Annotated in this window: 18 protein-coding genes; 9 read left to right on the top strand and 9 right to left on the bottom strand. The window is 51.5% G+C overall.

Translation table 11 applies throughout. The annotated features are described in order from the left end of the window. The first annotated feature begins 122 nt into the window (after positions 1 to 122). From aat to ACYVAD_RS21945, 4 genes are all read left to right on the top strand, one after another. Positions 123 to 722: a leucyl/phenylalanyl-tRNA--protein transferase gene (gene aat / locus ACYVAD_RS21960; protein ID WP_461141690.1), complete on the top strand. Its 600-nt coding sequence runs from the start codon at positions 123 to 125 to the stop codon at positions 720 to 722. Between the two features lie 36 nt (positions 723 to 758). After that, positions 759 to 1793 carry a glutamate 5-kinase gene (proB, locus tag ACYVAD_RS21955; RefSeq protein WP_461141689.1) on the top strand — a complete coding sequence of 345 codons (1035 nt, stop codon included), beginning with the start codon at positions 759 to 761 and terminating at the stop codon, positions 1791 to 1793. A 71-nt stretch (positions 1794 to 1864) separates the two neighbouring features. Then, entirely contained in the window at positions 1865 to 3115 is a 1251-nt protein-coding gene (locus tag ACYVAD_RS21950) for a glutamate-5-semialdehyde dehydrogenase (protein WP_461141688.1), read from the top strand. Between the two features lie 75 nt (positions 3116 to 3190). Then, positions 3191 to 4177 (top strand): phosphotransferase enzyme family protein, encoded by a 987-nt coding sequence (locus ACYVAD_RS21945; RefSeq protein WP_461141687.1) that lies wholly within the window; start codon positions 3191 to 3193, stop codon positions 4175 to 4177. Between the two features lie 27 nt (positions 4178 to 4204). Here the strand turns inward: ACYVAD_RS21945 and ACYVAD_RS21940 are convergent, their stop codons facing one another. Next, positions 4205 to 5668, bottom strand: coding sequence for a gluconokinase (locus ACYVAD_RS21940; protein WP_461141686.1), 1464 nt, complete (start codon positions 5666 to 5668; stop codon positions 4205 to 4207). Between the two features lie 182 nt (positions 5669 to 5850). Here ACYVAD_RS21940 and ACYVAD_RS21935 point away from each other — a divergent pair, with 182 nt between their 5' ends. Next, on the top strand, positions 5851 to 7413 hold the full coding sequence (locus ACYVAD_RS21935; RefSeq protein WP_461141685.1) for an FG-GAP repeat domain-containing protein: 1563 nt from the start codon (positions 5851 to 5853) through the stop codon (positions 7411 to 7413). A 1-nt stretch (position 7414) separates the two neighbouring features. Here the strand turns inward: ACYVAD_RS21935 and ACYVAD_RS21930 are convergent, their stop codons facing one another. The 4 genes from ACYVAD_RS21930 to ACYVAD_RS21915 form a co-directional block, all read right to left on the bottom strand. After that, positions 7415 to 8239, bottom strand: a complete 825-nt coding sequence (locus ACYVAD_RS21930) for an amidohydrolase family protein (protein ID WP_461141684.1) — start codon at positions 8237 to 8239, stop codon at positions 7415 to 7417. An 87-nt stretch (positions 8240 to 8326) separates the two neighbouring features. Further along, a complete protein-coding gene (locus ACYVAD_RS21925; RefSeq protein WP_461141683.1) occupies positions 8327 to 9190 on the bottom strand; it encodes a fumarylacetoacetate hydrolase family protein in 864 nt (287 codons plus the stop codon). Positions 9191 to 9452: 262 nt separating this feature from the next. Beyond that, complete coding sequence (locus ACYVAD_RS21920) at positions 9453 to 10226, bottom strand: SDR family NAD(P)-dependent oxidoreductase (RefSeq protein ID WP_461141682.1); 774 nt, start codon at positions 10224 to 10226, stop codon at positions 9453 to 9455. A gap of 87 nt (positions 10227 to 10313) precedes the next feature. After that, positions 10314 to 11984: a UxaA family hydrolase gene (locus ACYVAD_RS21915; RefSeq protein ID WP_461141681.1), complete on the bottom strand. Its 1671-nt coding sequence runs from the start codon at positions 11982 to 11984 to the stop codon at positions 10314 to 10316. A 128-nt stretch (positions 11985 to 12112) separates the two neighbouring features. Here ACYVAD_RS21915 and ACYVAD_RS21910 point away from each other — a divergent pair, with 128 nt between their 5' ends. From ACYVAD_RS21910 to ACYVAD_RS21895, 4 genes are all read left to right on the top strand, one after another. Next, the gene (locus ACYVAD_RS21910) at positions 12113 to 13318 is read left to right on the top strand and encodes an acyltransferase family protein (RefSeq protein WP_461141680.1); all 1206 of its coding nucleotides are present in this window, start codon (positions 12113 to 12115) and stop codon (positions 13316 to 13318) included. Positions 13319 to 13321: 3 nt separating this feature from the next. Then, positions 13322 to 15025, top strand: a complete 1704-nt coding sequence (ade, locus tag ACYVAD_RS21905) for an adenine deaminase (RefSeq protein WP_461141679.1) — start codon at positions 13322 to 13324, stop codon at positions 15023 to 15025. A gap of 99 nt (positions 15026 to 15124) precedes the next feature. After that, a complete protein-coding gene (locus ACYVAD_RS21900; protein ID WP_461141678.1) occupies positions 15125 to 15724 on the top strand; it encodes an RNA polymerase sigma factor in 600 nt (199 codons plus the stop codon). 105 nt (positions 15725 to 15829) lie between these two features. Continuing rightward, positions 15830 to 17101, top strand: a complete 1272-nt coding sequence (locus ACYVAD_RS21895) for a replication-associated recombination protein A (RefSeq protein ID WP_461141677.1) — start codon at positions 15830 to 15832, stop codon at positions 17099 to 17101. A 9-nt stretch (positions 17102 to 17110) separates the two neighbouring features. Here the strand turns inward: ACYVAD_RS21895 and ACYVAD_RS21890 are convergent, their stop codons facing one another. The 4 genes from ACYVAD_RS21890 to ACYVAD_RS21875 are packed head-to-tail and all read right to left on the bottom strand — an operon-like array spanning position 17111 to position 21087. After that, positions 17111 to 17626: a GNAT family N-acetyltransferase gene (locus ACYVAD_RS21890; protein WP_461141676.1), complete on the bottom strand. Its 516-nt coding sequence runs from the start codon at positions 17624 to 17626 to the stop codon at positions 17111 to 17113. Between the two features lie 10 nt (positions 17627 to 17636). After that, entirely contained in the window at positions 17637 to 18620 is a 984-nt protein-coding gene (argC, locus tag ACYVAD_RS21885; protein WP_461141675.1) for an N-acetyl-gamma-glutamyl-phosphate reductase, read from the bottom strand. Between the two features lie 21 nt (positions 18621 to 18641). After that, on the bottom strand, positions 18642 to 19916 hold the full coding sequence (locus ACYVAD_RS21880) for a glycosyltransferase family 4 protein (protein ID WP_461141674.1): 1275 nt from the start codon (positions 19914 to 19916) through the stop codon (positions 18642 to 18644). Then, positions 19888 to 21087: an argininosuccinate synthase gene (locus ACYVAD_RS21875; RefSeq protein WP_461141673.1), complete on the bottom strand. Its 1200-nt coding sequence runs from the start codon at positions 21085 to 21087 to the stop codon at positions 19888 to 19890. Before ACYVAD_RS21875 ends, ACYVAD_RS21880 begins: the two co-directional genes overlap by 29 nt. Positions 21088 to 21112: the final 25 nt, after the last annotated feature.

Raw genomic sequence — 21112 nt, 5'->3', positions numbered from 1 at the left:
TTAGTTTAACAGGTATTGGCATACCTTCTGCTCAGGATAGCGTGATCCTCTTAGCGCAATTCGCTTAGTTGTTCATTAAAACATTTACTTTTGTCAAGCCTCGGTTTTACTCACAATCGCTCATGCTTACTGCCGACGACCTGATTTATGGGTATATCAACGGGATTTTCCCGATGGCCGATGCGGATGGTACTTTGTATTGGTATGCGCCTGACCCCCGCGCCATTATACCAATTGCCCCTTATAAGCCAGCCCGATCTCTGCGGCCCGTGTTGAATCAGCAGCAGTTCGACATTCGGTTCAATACGGCCTTTAGTCAAGTGATGCGTTATTGCTCGGAGCCCCGTAATGACGAAGACAGTGTCTGGATTTCAGAAGAAATCATCGACGCGTATACCGAATTGCACCACATGGGTCTGGCTCACAGTGTCGAAGCGTATCAAAACGATGAGTTGGTTGGCGGTCTTTACGGCGTTTCGTTGGGTTCAGCTTTCTTCGGCGAGTCCATGTTTCACCGGGTTAGTAACGCGTCGAAAGTAGCGTTTCATTACTTGATTATGCAGCTTCGGGAACAACGGTTTACCCTGCTCGATACGCAATTCATCAACGATAACGTCCGCCGGTACGGAGCGATCGAAATTCCAAAGGCCGATTACTTAAAACAGCTCAAGGCTGCGCTGGTTAACGAAGCTCGTTTCGTACCCGCTACGATCATCGACTAAAACCGGCTTTTCGGGGATTGCTCTATCTTTGCGCCCATGACCAAACCCGTTCTTGTCCTTAAATTCGGTACAGCTTCCATTACTAAACCCTCCGGCGAGCCCAATGAGCCGGTTATGGTCGACATTGCCCGTCAGGTGGCGGCTCTGCAGCCGCATTATCATATTGTATTAGTTTCATCCGGTGCGGTTGGGGCCGGCAAAGCGCTGATTCGCGATTATCGGGGTGACATTACGCAGCGCAAGGCAGCAGCGGCCGTAGGTAATCTATTTCTGCTCAATCAATACTCTCGTTTTTTTACCATTTACGGCATCTCTATTGCGCAGAGTTTGTGCGAACGCCATCATTTTGCCAACCGGGATCAGTTTCTGCAGCTTAAACAAACCTACGAGGAGCTGTGGCACAACGGCGTTATTCCAATTGCCAACGAGAATGACGTCGTCAGTAGCCGCGAGCTGAAGTTTTCAGATAATGACGAATTGGCAACACTAATGGCTGTGGGTTTTGGGGCAAAGGCACTAATGCTCTGCACGTCAGTCGGTGGGTTAATGGACAACAATGGGCAGATTATCCGGCAGGTTGCTACGTTCGACGAACAGATTTTTGGCGTTGTCCGGACCGATAAGTCATCGCTGGGGTTGGGCGGGATGGCGTCGAAACTAACCTTCGCCAAACTCGCTACCCGCATGGGCATTCGGGTCCTTATTTTCGGGTTGAACGAGCCGGATAACATCAGCCGGGCGCTGAACGGCGAAACCGGCACTGAGTTTTTGGCCCAGCCCAGTTCATTATCCGCCCGCAATCGCTGGCTGGTAAGTGGCAGCCTGGCTGTTGGACAGGTACAGGTTGACGCGGGGGCAGTACGTGCTCTGCAACAGCGCCGAAGTCTGCTGGCCGTAGGCATCAAAAATGTTATCGGTGATTTTGCGGCTGGCGAAATGATCGAAATTCTGGACGAGCAGCAGGTCGCAGTTGCCGTCGCCCGCGTCCGGCTCTCCTCCGACACCTTATCGCAACAGCTTAACCAGCAAAACATTGACGTGGCGAATGCTAACGATATCGTACTTTTGTAGGTAAAGCAGTCGGGCATTTATCTGCTTGTTATTTACTATGATTAACCGGACGTAATCGTCCAGGTGATACAATGACTCCAATCACTCCTCTTCTTCAGGCTACGCAACAGGCGGCTGCCGTCGTCCGTCAACTAAGCTCGGCGCAGAAAACCGACCTGCTTAACCGGATGGCTGACGTATTGACGGAGCACGTCAAGGACATCATTACGGAGAATCAGAAAGACCTAGATCGGATGTCGGCCGATGATCCGAAGTACGACCGGCTGAAGCTGACAGACGCTCGCATTGCCAGCCTGGCGCACAGTTTACGGGACGTAGCGATCCTTCCTGACCCGGCGGGAGAAGTGATCTTTGAGCGGACCATCGAACAGGGATTGAAGCTCAAAAAAATTGCGGTCCCTCTGGGTGTTGTTGGTGTCATCTATGAATCGCGGCCGAACGTAACGGTCGACGTAGCGTCGCTTTGTCTGCGATCTGGTAATGCTTGCGTACTCAAAGGCGGTAAAGAAGCGGACTTTTCGAACCGGTATTTAGTTAGTCTGATTCAGGCAGTGTTGACCGAGTTCGATGTGCCCAAAGCTGCCGTTTCACTCCTTCCCCCCGACCGGGCTGTGGTCAATGAACTTTTGACGGCTACGCGTTACGTCGACATTATTATTCCGCGCGGCTCCGAATCGCTGATTCAGTTTGTACGCAAGAATTCGCTTGTCCCAACGATTGAGACGGGTGCTGGTGTCTGCCATGCCTATGTCGAAGCATCTGCCGACCTGGAAAAAGCGACCAATATCGTAGTCAACGGTCGAGTATCCCGGCCATCCGTTTGCAATTCGCTGGACTGCGCGCTGGTCGATGCAGCCATCGCGGAACAGTTTCTGCCGATGATGATCGATGATTTTAGGAAATGGAACGTCGAGGTATTTGCGGACGAAACGGCTTACGCCATCTTGGAGAAGGCCGGCTACGAACAGCTGCAACACGCCCGCCCGGAAGACTTTGGCCGGGAGTTTCTGGATTATAAAATCGCGGTGAAAGTGGTGGCTGGCCTAAACGAAGCTCTGTCGCACATTCAGACGTACTCGTCAAAACATTCCGAGGCAATCATTTCGCAGAACCAGCCAATCATTGATCGATTTCTACACGAGGTTGACGCAGCCGCGGTATACGCTAACGCATCAACTCGCTTTACAGATGGGGGTGTCTTCGGCCTGGGCGCCGAGATTGGCATTTCGACCCAGAAACTCCACGCGCGTGGCCCCTTTGCGCTAGAAAAACTGGTAACTGAAAAATGGGTTGTTACCGGCGACGGACAGGTACGTTGGTAAGTTTTTCTGGTCATTTCTTTCAGGTGTAGTCATTTGTCGGCAATGACTACACCTTTATTTTTAGCTACGTAATGTATGGCTCCATTTTCCGTAAGCAGTTCGATTGTCTCATCAGCTGCACTCGCTCCGTTTCTGGCCGGCCAATATGGCTTGGCTCCTGAAGTAACGTGCCAGTTACTGAAAGCAGGGATTAGCCATACGTATTTACTTACCGATGACGGAACGCGCTACGTCTTTCGGCTATACACGCTGGATTGGCGTAGTCAGGCAGAAATTCTGGAAGAAATTCGCTTGCTGGATTTGCTCCAGAAACATAATATTCCCGTTTCGTATGCTATTCCAGACAAGACGGGCAGTTACATTCAGGAAGTAACTGCTCCCGAAGGATTGCGCTATGGAGTCCTGTTTTCGTACGCAGACGGCGAGAAACTACTCAACTTCTCGCCCGAGATACACACTCATATCGGCGAGGTGATGGGCCGGCTGCACCAGCTCACCCACAACCTGCGACTGTCAAGGGAAACGTATACACCGGACCGGCTGTTGGTCGATTCGTTTGTCTATTTACAGCAACGTTTACCGGCTGATTCCGACGAAATGCGGTTTATGCAAAAGGCACAGGCTTATTTGCTACAGGAACTCAGGTACGCCGATACTGCTCAACTCCGGCAGGGCGTCGTTCACCTGGACATTTGGTTTGATAACCTGCACATCGACCAAAATCACCGCGTTACGTTGTTCGACTTCGACTTTTGCGGTAACGGCTGGCTCTGTCTCGACGTTGCTTATTACATCCTCCAGATCCATAGTACCGAGAAAGTGGAGCAAGAGCGTAACCAAAAGATCGAAGCCTTTTTAACGGGTTATGAGTCAGTGACGCCAATCAGCAGCGAAGAGAAACGACTTTTACCCATGCTGGGCGTAACGATTTATTTTTTTTACTTGGGTATACAATGTCAGCGTTACGAAAACTGGTCTAACGTCTTTCTGAACGAAACCCATTTAAAACGTTTTATCAACTTACTGGTCAAGAAGTATTTTGATGATAATGGGTTGGGATAGGCCTGCAAGCATTTCTTGGCAAAACTATCAGAAGTTAGCTAGTCCGGTTTCCCATTTCGCAAACGCGGTGCGATACGTTTTGTACTGGTCTGAATTGGGTTCAAAGGTCTTTCCGAACGCTACTTTCTCAGCGGCTTCATCCAGCGTTTTAACCATACCGACGGCTTTCATTGTCAGCAGAATACCGCCCATCGAACCGCTTTCGTTACTGGCATTAAGTCGAACGGGACGACCGGTCATATCAGCCAGCATCTGCACCCAGAAATCAGACTGTGCAAAGCCGCCATTGGCGTGAATAACCCGAGCGGGGCCGGTGTGCGTTGTCAGCAGGTTATTAATGCTGAGCAAATTGAACAGGACACCTTCCAGCGACGCCCGGACAAAATGTGCCTGCGTGTGTAACCAGTCGACGTGCATGTAAGCGCCCCGCACGTGAGCATCCCAGAGTGGCGCTCGTTCTCCTTGTAAGTATGGATAAAACAGCAGGCCATCGGCACCGGCGGGAACCGTCTGCGCTTCAGCGAGCACGGCTTCCGTTTCTTTTGTCAAAAACTTCTCACTTAGCCATTCCAGCACGTTTCCTCCATTATTGGTAGGGCCACCAACAACGTAGTGATTGTCGTCAAGAATATAACAGAACAAGCGGCCTTTCGCGTCGCGTAGGGGTTTACGTACCGTCTGACGAATGGCTCCACTGGTCCCAATTGTCAGCGTAGCGGTACCAGCTTTAATGGCTCCTGCGCCCAGATTCGCCAGACAGCCGTCCGACGCCCCGATCACCAGCATCGTCTCGTTTGTCAGGCCAGGAATGGTTGTCTCGGGACGAGGAGAATAAGGGCGCATGAACGTCGTGGCTACCGGTTTCGACAACTGATCGGGTCGGACGCCAGCGTACTCCATAGCCAGATCGCTCCACTGCCGTTTAGCTTCGTCAAATAGCCCTGTTGCCGTCGCAATGGAATAATCGACTTCGAACTGACTGGTCAGGCGAAACCAAAGAAATTCTTTGATCGAGCCAAAGTGAGCCGTCCGGTTCAGCAACCGGGAGTCGTGCTCTCGCAGCCAGGCCAGTTTGCATAATGGAATCATTGGGTGGATAGGCGTTCCGGTCAGCTCGTAAATGGCTTTACCCAGATCCGCCTTCTCCGAACGTAACGTATTCGCCTGCGCTTCAGCCCGGTTATCCGACCAGAGAATGAGATTACTCATTGGCTTTCCGTCAACATCCATTGCCAGTAGACTATGCATAGCCGTACTGAATGCGATATGAGTAATCGTATGTCCTGCTTTGCCTAACTCATCCAGTATTTCTGCCATCACCTGCACCAGCGCGTTCCAGACTTCCAGCGGGTCCTGTTCCGCATAGCCGGGTTCCGGGTTAAGCGTCGTTACGGAAGCCGATGCATGAGCCAGAATTTCGCTCAGGTCAGCGGGCATCGCCAGCGCTTTTACGTTAGTTGTACCGACATCGAGGCCAACAAAGCAATTCATCAGTAGTAGAGGCAACCGGTTACCCACGCCCGATCTAGTGAATGGTGATGACCGAGTGTGGGAGCTCGGATTACAAAACTAAGTTTGTTCGATACCGAATTGTTTGAACCAAGTTCGTTTGTCTTGCTTCGGTCAACTGGTCATGAACGTCGATTTAGGTATCTTTGTCAAAAGAGCAAAGTATGTATTTTTTACGTTGGGCTGTTATTATTTTCAGTAGCGTTCTGTTTGTACTCGCCTGCAGAAATAAGTCATCAACCACCGATGCCCTACCCGAACCAACTCAACTGACTGGCGAACAGCTTAGTCGGACGTACTGCGGGAGCTGCCACCTGGCCCCTAGCCCGTCGTTGCTGGATAAAGACACTTGGAAGCGCAGTGTACTCCCGCAAATGGCGCTCTATATGGGCCAGACGGGTGGTCAGCTAAACGAACTTACCCGGTACAGCAATCCGGATGAGCTGGCACGCATCATCAAAGCCAATATTTTTCCGTCAACGCCAACGCTGCATCCTACCGACTGGGAGAAGGTTGTCGCTTATTACACCACTCAGGCGCCAGATTCGGTTTTACCGCAGTTGCCGCACCTCGCCGTCCGAGTTGGGCTGCCTTTATTTCAGGTTCAGCAATCCGAACGGGCTATCGACGGAGCTGTTACGCTACTTCAGTATGATACGTTGACAAAGCGTATTTGGGCGGGAGATCAACGGGGACAGTTGTACGCGTTGGATCAAAATCTTCGTCGCGTAGATTCGCTGCGGTTGCCAAGCGCTCCTTCCGACCTGCGAGCTAATCGCGATGGCAGCCTGGACATTCTGACGCTGGGTATGCTGAACCCCAACGACCTGACAGCAGGAGCCTGGAGTCGTTACCCAAACAGGACGGCAGCACCTATTCCACTCATTCTCAACTTACAACGCCCCGTACAGTCGACCTTAATCGACATTAATCGTGATGGTCGCGAGGACGTTATTATTTCGCAGTTTGGCAACAACACGGGAAAACTGAGCTGGTTTCAGGGACTCAAACAGGGCTTTGCCGAACACGAACTAGACCCGATTCCTGGCGCCCGGCAAACGTTAATTGCCGACGTCAACAATGATCAGTGGCCGGATATCATCGCCCTGTTAGCCCAGGGAAACGAACAGATTGCGATTTATTATAACCAACAGAACGGCTCCTTCCACAAAGAGATTTTGATGCAGTTTCCGCCGGTGTACGGGTCCAGCTTCCTGGAAATGGCTGATATTGACAAGGACGGCGATCAGGATTTAATTTATTCCAATGGCGATAACGCAGACTATTCAACCGTTCTGAAACGCTACCATGGCATCCGGGTTTTTCTGAACGATGGTACGTTCCATTTCCGGCAAACCTTGTTTTATCCGTTGCACGGCGCTACCCAAACAGTTGTTCGCGATTTTGATCAGGATGGCGACATGGATATCGCTGCCATTGCCTTCTACCCCGACTTCTCAGAACGTCCTAACAAAGGCTTCGTTTATTTTGAGAACCGCGGCAATCTGCGCTTTACGCCCCGCACATTCCCCAACGCCGAGCGGGGCCGTTGGTTGCGGATGACCGTGGGGGATATCGATCAGGATAGTGACGAGGATATTTTACTCGGTTCCTTTTTCCGGGCGACGGGAGCACAGTCCGCGAACATGATGAACGAATGGCGTAAGCCGGGAACGGGCGTTACGTTGCTCCGGAACCAACTAAAGCAATCTAAGCCGATTCAGTGAGCTACAAGTTGTAGAACGAAACCGCATTAGCGCCAAACACTTTCTCGCGTACCTCATCGCCCCAGGGGCTAACGTAGTCCTCAACCAACGTTTTCACCTGAGTATAGTTAGCCGCGACCAGGCAAACCGGCCAGTCTGAACCAAACAACAGGCGATCCGGACCAAAATGCTCAAACGCTACGTCCAAGTAGGGGAAGAAGTCCTTTTTGCTCCAGTTCTGCCAATCGGCTTCGGTGACCATGCCCGATAGTTTGCAGGAAACGTTACGTTGTTTGGCAATCTCGGTCAGGAAGTTCGACCAACGGCTGATTTCCTGCTTTTTGATGTACGGTTTGGCCAAGTGATCGATAACAAAGTTCACCTCTGGTACAGCCCGAACCAGGTGCAACGCGGCTTTCAACTGGCTGGGGTAGATCAAAATATCGTATGTCATCCCAAATACAGCCAGTTTTCGAATACCCTCAACAACCGATGGACGGGCCAGAAAATCGTCGGGTTCTCCTTGCGCAACGTGTCTGAACCCTTTGAGCGATTTGTGCTGCGTCAGTACTTCCAGACGCTCATTCAACGTAGCAGCCTGTAAGTCAACCCAGCCAACTACCCCTTTGACGATGTCATACGCCTGGGACATGTTTACCAGGAACATCGTTTCCTCTTCCGACTGAGAAGCTTGTACCGCCACACAGCCATCAATTCCATTCTGCTTCAGGACAGGCTCAAGATCAGCGGGTAAAAAGTCCCGACGGATAACCGCCATGTCGTCAGTTATCCACGAATCACGATCTGAGTCAAAATACCAGAAGTGTTGATGCGCATCGATGGTCATAGTTCGAAGGAGAAAGAGAAGGGAGGAAAGGGACTACCGCAGTGGTATAAAATAGGAGAGGCAGCGGGTACTACCTCTCTCATACATTTACTTTTTATCGACGTAAGCAACAGCTTCCTGACGCTGTTCGCCTAAGCCCTCGATACCGAGTTCGACTACGTCACCGGGTTTCAGGTAGCGCTGAGGGTTCAGACCGAGTCCAACACCAGCCGGGGTTCCGGTTGAGATAACGTCACCCGGCAACAGCGTCATGAACTGACTGATGTAACTCACCAGGGTAGGCACGTTGAAGATCATATCATCCGTATTCGAATCCTGAAGCATTTCACCATTCAGCTTCAACCAAAGATGTAACTTGTTCGGATCAGCAATTTCGTCTTTCGTAACCAGGTACGGCCCCAGGGGCGCGTATGTATCGGCGCTTTTTCCTTTCACCCACTGACCACCCCGTTCTAATTGCCAGGCCCGTTCGCTGTAGTCGTTGTGCAGGGCATAACCAGCGATGTAGTCCATAGCTTCGTCCAGCTCAACGTACGATGCCTTTTTGCCAATTACGATAGCCAATTCAACTTCCCAGTCCGTTTTCTCCGACCGCTTCGGAATTATGACGTTATCGTTGGGTCCACAGATTGCCGTTGTTGACTTGTAAAACAGGATTGGTTCAGCCGGGATAGCCGCGTTAGTCTCCGCGGCATGTTTCGCGTAGTTCAAACCAACGCACATAATCTTGGATGGTCGCTTTACACAGGGGCCGAAGCGGGCATCAGCGGGCACTTCAGGGCAGGCGGGTGCGTGCGATTCAAGCCAGTGTGCCAGTCGGGCGGGGCCATCACTAGCAAAAAAAGACTCATCATAGTCTTCACCGAAGTGGGTAACATCAATGGATTGACCGGTTGGCAATACCACACCGGGGCGTTCATGATCGGCCGGGCCGAAGCGGAAGAGTTTCATGCGACAGAATAAGCTTTTGCCCAAAAGTAAGGCTTGTTGCTGCTTTACACTACTCACTAACTAATCTTAATCCAACTGCTACGCTCTTTTATTTCCCAAAAACGCAAACCGGAAGATGGCTTACACTCGAAAACGATACCCCGTTGACGACCTTATTTCACCCTCCGATTAACAAAACGTTTCCTGCTAAGCCCATCACAGATAACATTAAAAAGGCCAGCCTGAGACTTCAAGCTGACCTTTTTAATGTCTTGGTAACAATCTAGTTATTCAACCGAATAAAACCGCCATCTAGTGGGTAATCGCAGCCCGTCACGAAGCCCGCTTCGTCCGAGCACAGGTAGAGAGCCAAAGCACCAACTTCCTGCGGTTCGGCCATGCGGCCAATAGGTTGCGTTTTCGAGAGTTTTTCAAACATCTCTGCCTCCTGGCCCGGGTAGCTCTTAGCCAGGAAACCATCCACAAAGGGTGTATGAACCCGCGCGGGCGAAATGCAATTGCAACGAATATTATCGGCCAGGTAATCCTTTGCCACCGATAAAGTCATGGTCAGCACGGCTCCCTTACTCATCGAATACGCAAACCGGTCCGGAATACCAACCGACGACGCGACCGATGCCATGTTCAGAACAACGCCCCCGCCGTTCTTTTTGAAGTGTGGAATCGTGGCGAATAGACAGTTGTAAACGCCTTTTACGTTGATCCGAACGATACGGTCAAAGTCAGCTTCGCTGGTCGTATCAGCTTTACCGACATGAGCTACACCAGCATTATTAACCAGAATATGAATCGGCCCCTGCGTAGCAATCTGCCCAATGACATCGACCACCTGCGCCTGATTTGATACGTCGACGGCGTGCGCCTGGGCTCTACCACCGGTAGCTGTAATCTCATCGGCAACCTGCTGCGCCTGATCGCTGTTGATTTCCAGAATATGGACAGTTGCCCCCGCCTGCGCAAAGGTCCGGGTGATAGCCAGCCCAATACCACTAGCTCCACCCGTAATTAGTGCCGTTTTGTTTTGAAGAGAAAACATAAGTAAAGAGTGAAAGTACGAAAGAGTGAAAGTGCGAAAGCTCAGGCGTCAGCCACCTCACTCTTTTGCACTTTCACTCTTTCGCCATTAGAGTGATACCCCCCGCTTCCAGGGGATGAAGTCGTCCTGACCGAGTCGTTCGGCCTTTGTTGTTTCGTTGCCAGAAGCCAGTTGGATGATATACTCCAGCAGGGCATCGGCATTCTGCTCAATGCTTTGTTCCCCGTCGATGATCGGACCGCTGTCGAAATCGATTACGTCGGGCATCCGAGTTTTAAGCTTTGTGTTGGTCGATACTTTCACGACTGGACAAACGGGGTTGCCGGTGGGCGTACCTAACCCCGTCGTGAACAGGATTACGTTGGTACCCGAACCGGCCATGCCTGTCGTTGCTTCTACGTCATTACCGGGGGTGCAGAGTAGACTCAATCCGGGTTTCGTAGCGGGTTCAGCATAATCCAGTACGTCGGCGACGGGAGCAGAACCTCCTTTTTTGGCAGCTCCGGCGGATTTAATGGCATCCGTAATCAGACCGTCTTTGATATTGCCCGGTGAGGGATTCATGTCGAAGCCAGAGCCAGCCGCCTGTGCCTGCGCCGAGTATTCCCCCATCAGGTCAATGAACTTCTGCGCTTTCGTTTCATCAGCGGTGCGATTGATGAGTTCCTGCTCGACCCCATTCAATTCCGGAAACTCAGCGAGTACAGTCTTTCCACCCAATGCACCCACTACGTCCGATAGGTGCCCCAGCACCGGATTGGCTGAGATACCTGAGAAACCATCCGACCCGCCACACTTTAACCCGACGGTCAGGGCGCTTAAGGGAGCTGGTTTACGTTCCAGTTTGTTGATCTCAACCAGGCCCAGGAAGGTTTCTTTGACAGCCTGCGACATAAGCATGTATTCCGTGCCCGCCTGTTGTTCGTAGATCAATAATGGTTTATCAAACTTCGGATTCTGGCGTTTTATTTCGGCCGTAATCATATCGGTCTGCAAATGCTGACAGCCTAGGCTCAGAATCGTAGCGCCCCCCACGTTGGGGTTGTTAACAAATCCGGCTAATAGCGAAGCTAGATAGTTCGAATCCTGACGGGTACCACCGCAACCCATCTCGTGGGTTAAGAATTTGATACCGTCGATATTGGTGAACGGGCGTTTCTGCGCCGGGGTGTAGTGCAGCGTCTGATTCTGATCCTCATCGACGAAGGGCTGAATCTTCTTGATCGTTTCCATCTCCCCCGCCTTGTACAAACTCAGCAGTTCGTGCACCTGCTCACGGTACGTTTCCGGCTGTGCATAGCCAAGTTCCCGCTCGAAGGCATCCTTCAAAATCAGCACATTGCGATTTTCGCAGAAGACCAGCGGTACAACCAGCCAGTAGTTTCGCGTACCAACGCTACCGTCGGCCCGGTGGTAGCCCATGAAACTCCGCCCCTGCCAGGTCGATACATCGGGAGGCTGCCAACTGTAAGGCTGTTTCTTATCCAGACCGTAGCGATCCGAATCGTGCTTGAGATTAAATGTAGTGATTGGCTCGCCCCGCTTGATTGGCCGCATGGCCTTACCAACTAGTACCCCGTACATAATAATAGGCTCACCGGGCTGTCGGTCTTCGGTCACAAATTTGTGCTTGGCACCTACCGCATATGGTAGTTCGTACGTGTCGTTTTCAAACTCAATTTGCTCTCCTGCAGCTAAATCACGTAATGCAACGATGACATTATCAGCAGGATGCACTTTTAATACGCGGGCTGGCATCACTGGATTGTTTTAACGGGGTTCTTTTACTTCGGTCCGAAATATACCCCTTTGCCAAAAACTTTGTCCAATTTTAAGCCGAATAGCATCCTAAACTTATCTCCTTTTCTGATTCCTTTCTCTCTGTTATGTCTGATTCGTTAGCCAATTCATCAAGCAGTTTCCCGGCCGGGCGTCTGATGTCGATGGACGTTTACCGGGGCTTTGTCATGACCCTGATGGTAGCCGAACTCCTTCAGTTTCATCGGTTACACGAAGCCTTTCCGAATAATCCATTCTGGGCCTTTCTGGCTGATCAGCAGAGCCACGTCGAATGGGCCGGCTGCTCACTGCACGATTTGATACAACCCTCATTCTCATTTCTGGTAGGCGTAGCGCTTCCCTACTCGCTGGCTAGTCGGGAAGGACTGGGCAAATCGTTCGGTGCTCAGTTCGGGCGGGCGTTACGTCGGTCGCTGGTCCTGGTACTGCTTGGTATCTTTCTTCGCTCAATTCATTCAGACCAGACGAATTTTACGTTCGAGGACACCTTGACTCAGATCGGGCTGGGGTATCCTTTTCTTTTTCTATTGGGTAACGCCAGCCCGCGTACTGTTTGGCTAGCATTCACCGGTATTCTGGTTGGTTACTGGCTTGCCTTTGTGCTGTATCCAGCTCCTAGGCCTGATTTCGACTACGCAGCCGTCGGTGTTCCTCCGAACTGGCCGGAACACTACAGTGGTCTGATGGCTCATTTCAACAAAAACAGTAACCTGGCCTGGGCATTCGATACGTGGTTCCTCAACCTGTTCCCGCGCGAAAAGCCGTTTTTATTCAACGGGGGTGGGTATGCAACACTGAGTTTCATCCCGACCTTAGCCACCATGATACTGGGGCTTCAGGCAGGGCGCTGGCTTAGGTCTGGTATTTTGGCGAAAGATCTACTCAAGCGCTTTCTGCTAGTAGGAGCCATTGGGCTAGCCGCGGGTATCTTGCTGCACGTATTGGGCATTTGCCCCGTCGTTAAACGTATCTGGACACCCGCCTGGGTGTTGTTTAGCGGAGGCTGGTGTTTCTGGTTACTGGCCTTTTTCTACGGAATCATCGACGTAGCGGGGCATCGAAGCTGGGCGTTTCCGCTGGTTATCGTTGGGATGAATTCCATTGCTATCTATTGCCTGGTTCACCTCATCGACCGGTTTATCATCGATTCATTGTATATCCATTTTGGCCACGGCCTTTTTCGGATACTGGGAGCCGCCTACGAACCATTACTGGTAGGCATCGTTACAATGAGTATTTTCTATCTAATTCTCCGGTGGATGTACCGCCGGAAATTGTTTATCCGAATCTAACTTATGCCGACTGCTAACATTGTCAATATCTTCGACGAAACCATTTTTTACGGCACCATAACGGTTGAAGACGGACGTATCAGCCAGATTGACAACTTGGGACCGGAACGCCCTGGCGAACCTTATATATTACCGGGTTTTGTCGACGCCCATGTTCATGTTGAAAGCTCGCTGCTGACTCCCCCCCAGTTTGCTCGGCTGGCCGTTGTCCATGGTACCGTCGCGACTGTTTCCGATCCTCACGAAATTGGTAACGTACTAGGCGTAGCGGGTGTCGAATACATGATTCAGGAAGGAAAACGTGTGCCGTTCAAATTTATGTTCGGTGCCCCCTCCTGCGTCCCGGCGACAACGTTCGAAACAGCAGGCGCAGTGATTGATGTTGAGGGTGTAGAACATTTACTTAAGATGTCAGATATAGGCTATCTGGCTGAAATGATGAACTACCCCGGTGTGCTCAATCGGGATGCCGACGTAATGGCCAAGCTGGCGCTGGCCAAAGCCTTTGACAAACCCATTGATGGCCACGCGCCTGCCCTGGTGGGCGACGCTGCTCAGCAGTACATCGACGCTGGTATTACGACCGATCACGAGTGCTTTACGTACGAAGAAGGTCTGGACAAAGCCCAGCGGGGTATGCACATTCTGATCCGGGAAGGCAGTGCCGCTCGGAATTTCGACGCGCTAATCCCCCTGATGGCCGAGTTTCCAGCGCAGATTATGTTCTGCTCCGACGACAAACATCCGGACACGCTGGCCGAGGGGCACATCAATCAACTGGTCGTTCGGGCACTGGAGCAGGGGCATACTCTTTGGCACGTACTCCGAGCAGCCTGCCTAAATCCAGTGCTTCATTACCGCATGCCCGTAGGATTATTACGTCAAGGCGATCCGGCTGATTACATTATTGTCGAGGACTTACACCGTTTTACCATTCAACAGACGGTTATCGACGGTGAAACGGTAGCTCAAGCGGGTGAATCTGCCATACCAGACTTACGCAGCGACCACGTCAATCAATTCAACTGCTCACCGAAAAAGCCAGAAGACTTCGCTGTTCCAGCCGAACCAGGCTTATCGCAGATTCGTGTGATTGGCGCGCTGGACGGGCAGCTGATTACGAACGAATTACATCTGGAGCCTCTTGTTGAAGATGGCCTGATTATTCCGGACGTAACACGCGATATTCTGAAACTCGTTGTTGTGAATCGTTACCAGGATACACCACCAGCCGTCGCCTTTATCAAAAACTTTGGCCTACGTCATGGCGCCATCGCGTCCTCCGTTGGCCATGATTCTCACAACATTACGGCCGTCGGCTGCGACGATGAAAGCATCTGCCAGGCCATTAACCAGGTCATTAAAGCAAAAGGAGGGCTAGCCGCGGTAAAAGGAGAAGCTCCTCATGAGCATGATAAGGAGATCATGAGCCGGCGGGCTTTTCTGCATCTCGTTACAACATCTGACAACCAGTTTTTACCGTTGCCCGTTGCTGGCTTGATGACGGACGTTGACGGCTACGACGTTGCCAATCAGTATTTTGCGCTGGACAAGTTTGTCAAAGAGGACATGGGTAGCACACTGTCGGCTCCGTTCATGACTTTAAGCTTTATGGCGTTATTGGTTATCCCGGCATTGAAGTTAAGTGACAAGGGCTTGTTTGACGGTACTCGTTTCACATTCGACTCTCTTCAAATTGTTAAATAACACCAAGAAAAATTTTTATTCGCAAACTGTTTTAAATTCAATTCATTATCAATATGTTTACACAACCTAACGGCTATTCCAAACCCTTTCCTACTAATCATGGCTCGTTCACGTGCAAAAAATGGTCCCGACGACGAAACTCTGTGGAATCTGTTTCGCGAAGGTGATGAAAACGCGTTTGCCCAGTTGTACCAGAATTATGTTCAGACCCTCTACCATTACTGTGCTCATTTTGCTGCCGACCGTGCCCTGATTAAAGATTGCATTCACGACCTGTTCGTTGAACTCTGGAAACACCGTTCCACCATCGGCCCAACAACATCAGTTCGTTTCTATCTGATGGCGTCTATCAAGCGCAAGCTAGTACGTCATCTCACTGCCGAACAGAAACTCATTAGCCAGGACGACACCCTGAACGGACGTCGTTTGGGAGATACCCTGATTGATGCTGATCCCTCTCACGAAAACCGGCTCATCTCATTCGAAGAAGATTTGTTCGTAAACGATTGTCTGCAACAGGCGCTGGAAAAACTTCCCCGTCGGCAGCGCGAAGCCGTTCATCTGCGTTTCTTCCAGAACATGAGCAACGAAGAAATTTCGGCACTGATGGACATCAATATTCAGTCGGTTTATAATCTGATTTTTGGCGCGATGAGTAACCTAAAACGGTACATTACGCTCGAAAAAATTTACTTATAGTGCCTATTCCTAAACTCTACCTTACGCCCGGTAACCCAACAGTTACCGGGCTTTTTTATGCGTTGTCAAATGGATTAAGGCCGTGAATTGAGGTAACTTCGCCGGATGAATACGGACTCAACGCCCTTACCCGAGCGGGTTCGCCCGCGCACTCTTGATGATGTTATCGGTCAACGTAAACTGATCGGGCCGGGTGGCGCCTTGCGTCGGGCAATCGACGCCGGGCGACTGCCTTCTATGATTCTGTGGGGGCCTCCAGGGGTAGGTAAAACAACGCTGGCACTGCTCCTAGCGGAAGCCGTCAAGCGGCCTTTCATTGCCCTGAGCGCGATCAATTCGGGCGTAAAAGAAATTCGGGATGTACTGAGCCGACCATCAGGCATGTTCCCACCGGTAGTTTTCATCGACGAGATTCACCGCTTTAATAAGAGCCAGCAGGACGCGCTGCTGGGAGCCGTTGAGAAGGGACAAATCACATTGATTGGTGCTACTACCGAAAATCCATCGTTCGAGGTTAACGCGGCCCTACTGTCCCGATGCCAGGTATACATTCTGGAAGCACTGAGCCGCGATGAGTTAATTCAGGTTGTTGACCGAGCTATTGCCCAAGACAAATTTCTGCAATCTAAAAGCATCACGGTCGAGTCGTACGACGCGCTGCTCCGCCTGTCGGGGGGGGATGGCCGGAAGCTACTCAACTTACTTGACCTAGTTGCTTCGGCGCATGTCTCAACAGATCCGTTGATTCTTACGGACGAGGGTGTTATCACTGTTGCTCAGCAGAACATCGCCCGGTACGACAAATCGGGCGAGCAGCATTACGACATCATCTCGGCCTTTATTAAATCTCTGCGCGGCTCCGATCCGAATGCGGCTTTGTACTGGATGGCACGGATGATCGTGGCGGGGGAAGATCCGGTTTTCATTGCCCGACGCATGCTGATCATGGCGTCAGAAGATATCGGTAACGCCAACCCAACGGCGATGATCATGGCCTCCGAAGCAGTACAGGCCATTAGAGCCATTGGTATGCCCGAAGGACGAATTATTCTGTCGCAGGTAGCGGTTTATCTGGCGACATCGCCAAAAAGCAACGCCAGCTACATCGCCATTGATGAAGCTATTGCCCTCGCTGAGCAAACGGCGCATTTACCCGTGCCGCTTCACTTACGCAACGCGCCGACAAAATTGATGAAGCAGATCGGGTACGGAAAGGAATACCTATATGCTCATGAGCACGAAGGCAACTTCGCCCAGCAAAACTTCCTACCTGATGATCTGAAAGGTCACAAACTCTATGAACCGGGCCATAACGCCCGCGAAGCCGAAATCCGGCGGAGTTTGCAGAAGTGGTGGGGAGACCGGTATGGCTATTGATCAGCCAGATTAGCTTCTGATTGCCAGATTCCGGCTATATAACAAACTTGCCTCTCCGTTAAACTGAATACGTTTTTCAAAACGTAATCCCAGCTTCTCGATCAGACGAATTGATGCCTGGTTTTCGGGGTCGCAAAATGCCGTGATACGCTCCAGTTTTAACTGGGTCTGCGCATAATCCAGCAGGGCCGATGAAACTTCGTACCCGTATCCTCTGCCTTCGTAACCGGGCAGGAAGGCAAAGCCCAGATCAACGTCGGGTAGTGTGTCACGCTTGAACAAGCCACAAAGTCCAATGGGTCGATCATCTTTCTTGAGTAGGACAAGATAACCCCCAAAACCAAATTCCGCATAGCTTTTCAGCGGTTCACTCTGGATGTACTGACGAGCATCCTCCAATGTGCGAACGCCCCGGTCGCCAATGAAGCGCAACCAGGGCGGACTATTAAGTAGAGCAAGCATGAACGGCGCGTCGTCAGGCGTAAACTGTCGAAGTACCAGCCGCTCTGTTTCCAGAATGATCATGTCGCCGTCGTTAAAACGCGACTGACTTTAACCGCAGGCCCGTATCTTCCGGTAGGCCAAACACCAGGTTCAGATTTTGCACCGCCTGACCCGACGCCCCTTTCGTGAGGTTGTCAATCACACTAGTGATCAGCAGTTGCCCATCGTGCAACTCCAGGTGCAAAAAACACTTGTTAGTATTAACGACCTGCTTTACGTCGATTGGCGCATCGCTGAGGTGGGTGAACGGATGCTCAGCGTAGTACGTCCGATACAGCTCTTTGGCTTCCTCGCGGGTTCCGCTGAAGGGCGTATATACATTGGCCATGATCCCCCGTGTGTAATCCCCCCGGTAAGGAACAAAGTTGATCGCGTGTGTAAAGTCGGGATCAAGCGTTGTCAGGCTCTGTCGGATCTCAGCCAGGTGCTGGTGCGTAAAGGCTTTATAGATGGACACGTTGTTATTCCGCCACGAGAAATGCGTAGTTGGCGACAGGGCCTGCCCGGCACCGGTACTACCCGTTATGGCACTCACTTGTATATCGTCCGTCAGCAAACCCGCCTTCGCCAGCGGCAACAGCGCTAGTTCGATGCTGGTAGCAAAACAACCTGGGTTAGCGATCCGTGTCGCTTCCTGAATCCGTTCACGCTGTAGTTCAGGCAGACCATAGACAAAGTCATCGTGCTCATCCCGGAAGTCAGCGCTCAGGTCGATGACCGTAATATCGTCTGATACGTCATTATCGGCCATGAACGTGACCGAGGCACCATGACCCGAGCAAAGGAAAATAGCATCTACGTTACCTGGCGTTAACAGGTCAGCCATAGCGTCACCCGTGAACAGCAAGTCTGTATCGCCCAGCAAGTCCGTGTGCGTAGCCCAAACTGGCTTGCCAGCCTGGCTGTTGCTGTGCACAAATGTTACGTTCACAAACGGATGGTTGAGCAGAATGCGTAGTAATTCACCACCCGTATATCCAGCTCCGCCAACAATACCAATGTTTATTTTTTCCATAATTCAGATGCGAGCAAAGCCCTACGATTGGGTTTCAATGATTCGCTTATACAAGGCAACGTGTTCCGCCGTGAATTTGTCCCATGAAAATTGCGCGGCTCGTTTTAATGACTTTTCGGACATGGCAGCCTGCACCGACGGCGACCGAACAATCGTTAGCATTGCCTGACACAGCGCATCAACATCCTTGGGAGCCACCTGAATGGCCGCATCACCCACCACCTCGGGCAACGAAGAAACGTTGGACGTAATAACCGGCAAACCGCACTGCATAGCTTCCAATGGAGGCAGTCCAAAGCCTTCGTACAGCGACGGATAAGCAAATGCCAACGCCCCGGCATAGAGCGGAGCCAGATCCTCATCCGGCACGAAGCCGGTGAAAACCAGCCGGGACATAAGTTCACTATTACGGCCAGCCTCGGCCATGATATCATCAAATTTCCAGCCTTTGGTGCCTACCAGCACGAGTTTAACATCGGCGGGCAACTCATTACTGGTTACCAACTGACCAAAGCAGCGGATTAGGTGGTCGATATTTTTCCGGGGCTCCAGCGTTGCCAAGCTCAGGAAATAGGGACCATCGCCCAGTTTTAACCGCCGACGAATAGCCTGCTTTCGAGCTTCGTCAGTAACCGGATGAAACAACGTCGGGGAGGCTGCCAGCAGAATCGGCACCACCCGATCCGGATTAAAATTTGTATGGTTACAGAAATCGTCTTTAGTTGCCTGCGAGATCGTCGTCACCCAGGACTCTGGCGATAAACCCGCCAGTACCTGATTTACCGTTTGCTCCCCATCCGTAAACCATTCGGGGTGCATGATCGGAATCATGTCGTAAACGCTCTGTACTGTCCGGGATGCCTGGCGTTGCTGAACAACAGCGGGTACCGGAAAGAACGTAGCGTGGTAAACGGACTGAGCGGGAAACTGATCCGGTTGAAAGCGGGCGTACTCCGTGTTAGACAGTCGCCGGGTTTGGTAACTAATCCGCCGAATCACTTTCGAGGGTACGCTCTCTGCCCCAAACGGCGATAGAAGCACATTCTCCAAGCGAGCAATGCTTCGTTCACCCGTTGTATGCACGAACGGAATTGCCGTCGGGAAATTATCCGCTACGTACCGCATGGTTTCGGGTAGGTGCGTCGGTGCGGCCAGCGACAACTCGCAGTCCGGCGACCGACGCAACCCAGCCACCAACTGCTCGATAACCCGGCTGATGCCGGTTCGAGCGCGTCGGTGATAAAACCCTATACCCAGCGGACTGGCATCAAGAATTACGTTCACGGATTTTTTCATAAATCATAACCTGATTCGACGCCACTTTCGAGAAGCCACGTACGTCATCGCCCGTCCAGGCGTTGTTCATCTCGCCGTAGGCACCAAACACCGACGACATCAGATCATAATCAGACTCAATACCCAATACCTGGAAACGGTGCGGTGCCAGCAATACGTGCACTTTACCCGATACATGGCCCTGCGTATCGGCCAGGAATGTTTCGATGTTTCGCATGACAGGGTCCATAAACTGGCCTTCGTGCAGCATCGTGCCGTACCAGTTAGCCAGCTGCTCTTTCCAGTAAAGCTGCCATTTTACCAGCACGTGCTTTTCCAGCGCGTGGTGTGCTTTCAGCAGGATCAGCGGAGCGGGCGCTTCGAAACCAACCCGGCCTTTGATACCGATGATCGTATCGCCCACGTGGATATCGCGACCAATACCATACGGACCCGCTAGCTCGGTTAGCGTACGAATCGCGTCTACCGGATTGGCAAATACCTCGTCCCCAATGGCTTTGATTTCGCCGTGCTCGAACGTTAACGTAATGGTTTCCGGCTCTGATTTAGTAACCTGCGTTGGCCAGGCCGACTCGGGTAGGAATTGATCGGACGTCAGCGTTTCCTTACCGCCAACCGATGTACCCCATAAGCCTTTGTTAATCGAGTAAGCAGCTTTGTGCCACTCCTGCTCAACTCCTTTCGACTTCAGGTATTCGATTTCGGCTTCGCGCGACAGACGCAGGTCACGAATTGGCGTAATGATTTCGGCATCGGGGATAATGATCCGGAAGGCCATGTCGAAACGAACCTGGTCGTTACCAGCTCCCGTCGAACCATGGGCAATGGCCGACGCACCGATTTCACGGGCGTACTCGGCAACAGCAATAGCCTGAAAAATACGCTCAGCGCTGACGCAAAGTGGATACGTATTATTTTTCAGCACGTTGCCGAAAATCAAAAATTTCAGGCATTGCTGGTAGTAATCGTCCGTCTTGGAGATGGTTGCGTGGGATTTCACGCCCAGCGAGTAGGCTCGTTCCTCAACGGCCTTGAGTTCGGCATCAGAAAAACCGCCCGTATCGACCAGCACTGAGTGAACCTCCATGTCCCGGTCTTCGGACAAATATTTTACGCAGAAGGAGGTATCGAGACCCCCACTAAAGGCAAGAACTACTTTTTGCTGAGACATTTAGACAAACGACGCCGGCCGAATA

It is taken from the genome of Spirosoma pomorum (assembly GCF_054776615.1).
Note: the sequence above shows the minus strand (reverse complement) of the source record. Positions and strands in the feature narration are given on the sequence as shown.

What these genes read in the sequence shown, in the direction of transcription:
- proB (WP_461141689.1), top strand. Translation starts at nt 759, where the DNA reads ATGACCAAACCCGTTCTTGTCCTTAAATTCGGTACAGCTTCCATTACT.
- argC (WP_461141675.1), bottom strand. Translation starts at nt 18,620, where the DNA reads ATGGAAAAAATAAACATTGGTATTGTTGGCGGAGCTGGATATACGGGT.
- ACYVAD_RS21875 (WP_461141673.1), bottom strand. Translation starts at nt 21,087, where the DNA reads ATGTCTCAGCAAAAAGTAGTTCTTGCCTTTAGTGGGGGTCTCGATACC.
- ACYVAD_RS21920 (WP_461141682.1), bottom strand. Translation starts at nt 10,226, where the DNA reads ATGTTTTCTCTTCAAAACAAAACGGCACTAATTACGGGTGGAGCTAGT.
- ACYVAD_RS21945 (WP_461141687.1), top strand. Translation starts at nt 3,191, where the DNA reads ATGGCTCCATTTTCCGTAAGCAGTTCGATTGTCTCATCAGCTGCACTC.
- ACYVAD_RS21890 (WP_461141676.1), bottom strand. Translation starts at nt 17,626, where the DNA reads ATGATCATTCTGGAAACAGAGCGGCTGGTACTTCGACAGTTTACGCCT.
- ACYVAD_RS21935 (WP_461141685.1), top strand. Translation starts at nt 5,851, where the DNA reads ATGTATTTTTTACGTTGGGCTGTTATTATTTTCAGTAGCGTTCTGTTT.
- ACYVAD_RS21940 (WP_461141686.1), bottom strand. Translation starts at nt 5,668, where the DNA reads ATGAATTGCTTTGTTGGCCTCGATGTCGGTACAACTAACGTAAAAGCG.
- ACYVAD_RS21895 (WP_461141677.1), top strand. Translation starts at nt 15,830, where the DNA reads ATGAATACGGACTCAACGCCCTTACCCGAGCGGGTTCGCCCGCGCACT.
- aat (WP_461141690.1), top strand. Translation starts at nt 123, where the DNA reads ATGCTTACTGCCGACGACCTGATTTATGGGTATATCAACGGGATTTTC.
- ACYVAD_RS21910 (WP_461141680.1), top strand. Translation starts at nt 12,113, where the DNA reads ATGTCTGATTCGTTAGCCAATTCATCAAGCAGTTTCCCGGCCGGGCGT.
- ACYVAD_RS21915 (WP_461141681.1), bottom strand. Translation starts at nt 11,984, where the DNA reads ATGCCAGCCCGCGTATTAAAAGTGCATCCTGCTGATAATGTCATCGTT.
- ACYVAD_RS21900 (WP_461141678.1), top strand. Translation starts at nt 15,125, where the DNA reads ATGGCTCGTTCACGTGCAAAAAATGGTCCCGACGACGAAACTCTGTGG.
- ACYVAD_RS21930 (WP_461141684.1), bottom strand. Translation starts at nt 8,239, where the DNA reads ATGACCATCGATGCGCATCAACACTTCTGGTATTTTGACTCAGATCGT.
- ade (WP_461141679.1), top strand. Translation starts at nt 13,322, where the DNA reads ATGCCGACTGCTAACATTGTCAATATCTTCGACGAAACCATTTTTTAC.
- ACYVAD_RS21925 (WP_461141683.1), bottom strand. Translation starts at nt 9,190, where the DNA reads ATGAAACTCTTCCGCTTCGGCCCGGCCGATCATGAACGCCCCGGTGTG.
- ACYVAD_RS21950 (WP_461141688.1), top strand. Translation starts at nt 1,865, where the DNA reads ATGACTCCAATCACTCCTCTTCTTCAGGCTACGCAACAGGCGGCTGCC.
- ACYVAD_RS21880 (WP_461141674.1), bottom strand. Translation starts at nt 19,916, where the DNA reads ATGAAAAAATCCGTGAACGTAATTCTTGATGCCAGTCCGCTGGGTATA.